A 1,993-nucleotide genomic window follows, 5' to 3' on the forward strand; every position below is an offset into this window, starting at 1 on the left:
GGCTGGTGCTGCTCGGCGCCGGCGACCTGCTGAGCAACGACCAGGTGCTGCGCGCCGACGACGCCGCGGTCGCCCTGCGCCTGTTGGGCGGCCGGGACCGTCTCGTCTGGTACGTCCCGTCGCTCGACGACCTGGTCGGTGACGACGGGGTGAGCCTGGCGACGTTGCTGCCGCCGTGGTTGCGGCCTGCGCTCTGGCTGGGCGCCCTGGCGGTCCTGGCGCTCCTGGTCTGGCGCGCACGGCGGCTGGGACCGCTGGCCACCGAGCCGCTCCCCGTGGTCGTCAAGGCGATCGAGACCACGCGGAGCCGAGGGCGCCTCTACCGCCGCGCCGGCGATCGTGCGCACGCCGCCTCCGCGCTGCGGTCCGCCACCCGCGTCCGGCTGGCCGACCGCCTCGGCCTGGGGGCCCGGGCCGAGGCACCCGCCCACCTGGACGCGTTGCTCGCCGACCTGGCCCGCCACACCGGGAGGCCGCGCGCCGAGCTCGACCTGCTGCTCGGCCCGCACGCCCCTCCCCCGCGCACCGACCACGACCTGATCACCCTGGCCGGCCGCCTGGCCGAGCTCGACAGAGAGGTACGCCGCCCATGAGCGAGACACCCTTTCCGCCCACGACCACCGGCCCCGACGCCGACGCCGGCGAGGAGGCGCGCGAGCGGCTGGGCGCCGTACGGTCCGAGGTCGCGAAGGCGGTCGTCGGGCAGGACGCCGCGGTCTCGGGCCTCCTCGTGGCGCTGCTCTGCGGCGGCCACGTGCTCATGGAGGGCGTGCCCGGGGTCGCCAAGACGTTGCTGGTCCGCACCCTCGCCGCCGCCCTGTCGGTCGAGACCCGTCGCGTGCAGTTCACCCCCGACCTGATGCCCGGCGACATCACCGGCTCGATGGTCATCGACAGCACCCGCGGCGAGCTCACCTTCCGCGAGGGCCCGATCTTCACCAACCTGCTGCTCGCCGACGAGATCAACCGGACGCCGCCCAAGACGCAGTCCGCGCTGCTGGAGGCGATGGAGGAGGGCCAGGTCTCGGTCGACGGCGTCTCCCGGCCGCTGCCCCAGCCGTTCCTGGTGGCCGCGACCCAGAACCCGGTCGAGTACGAAGGCACCTACCCGCTGCCCGAGGCCCAGCTGGACCGGTTCCTGCTCAAGGTGGTCCTGCCGGTGCCCGACCGCGAGGCGGAGCTGGAGATCGTGCAGCGGCACGCGGCGGGGTTCGACCCGCGCGACGTCGCGGCCGCCGGCGTCCGGCCGGTGGCGGGTGCCGCCGACATCGCGGCCGGCCGGGCCGCGGTGGGCCGGGTGCAGGTGAGCCCCGAGGTCGCGGCGTACGTCGTCGACGTCGCCCGGGCGACACGGGTCTCCCCGTCGTTGAGCCTGGGGGCCAGCCCGCGGGGCGCGACGGCCCTGCTGCGGTCCGCGCGCGCCTGGGCGTGGCTGACCGGACGGGACTTCGTCACCCCCGACGACGTCAAGGCGCTCGCCCACGCCACGCTCGTGCACCGGCTCGGGCTGCGGCCCGAGGCCGAGCTGGAGGGCGTGGACGTGGGCGAGGTGCTCGCCTCGGCGCTCGGGTCGGTGCCGGTCCCTCGCTGACGATGGCGATCACCGGACGCGTCCCACTGCTGCTGCTCCTCGGAGTGGCGGCGGTCGTGCTGCGCCCGGAGATGGGCACGGTGTGGCTGTGGGCACTCGCCGTCGGGCTGCTCGTCGGTGCCGACGTGCTGCTCGCGCCCTCGCCCGCTCGGCTGGTGCTCGAGCGGCCACCGATCGGCACCGTGCGGCTCGGGGAGCCCGCCGAGACGCGTCTGGTCGCGACCAACCAGGCCCGTCGGCGGGTGCGGGGGCTGGTGCGCGACGCCTGGCAGCCGTCGGCGGGCGCGAGCGGCAACCGACACCGGCTCGCTCTGGGCGCCGGCGAGCGCGCGGTCCTCCGCACGCCTCTCCTCCCGCGGCGCCGCGGCGACCTGCGCGCGGTCGGGGTCACCGTGCGACTGC

1 protein-coding gene and 2 pseudogenes are annotated in these 1,993 nt (G+C 76.4%); all 3 read left to right on the top strand.

Annotation, left to right across the window (positions count from 1 at the left end; translation table 11 throughout):
- Window positions 1-593: pseudogene (locus Q0L15_RS20855) on the top strand (DUF4350 domain-containing protein); the annotation flags it as partial.
- Window positions 590-1,591 (top strand): MoxR family ATPase, encoded by a 1,002-nt coding sequence (locus Q0L15_RS20860; protein ID WP_296606623.1) that lies wholly within the window; start codon window positions 590-592, stop codon window positions 1,589-1,591. The pseudogene Q0L15_RS20855 and the gene Q0L15_RS20860, both read left to right, overlap by 4 nt.
- A 2-nt stretch (window positions 1,592-1,593) precedes the next feature.
- Window positions 1,594-1,993 (top strand): annotated as a pseudogene (locus Q0L15_RS20865) (DUF58 domain-containing protein); the annotation flags it as partial.

It is taken from the genome of Nocardioides sp. (genome assembly GCF_024509035.1).
In the GTDB taxonomy this organism is placed as follows: domain Bacteria; phylum Actinomycetota; class Actinomycetes; order Propionibacteriales; family Nocardioidaceae; genus Nocardioides.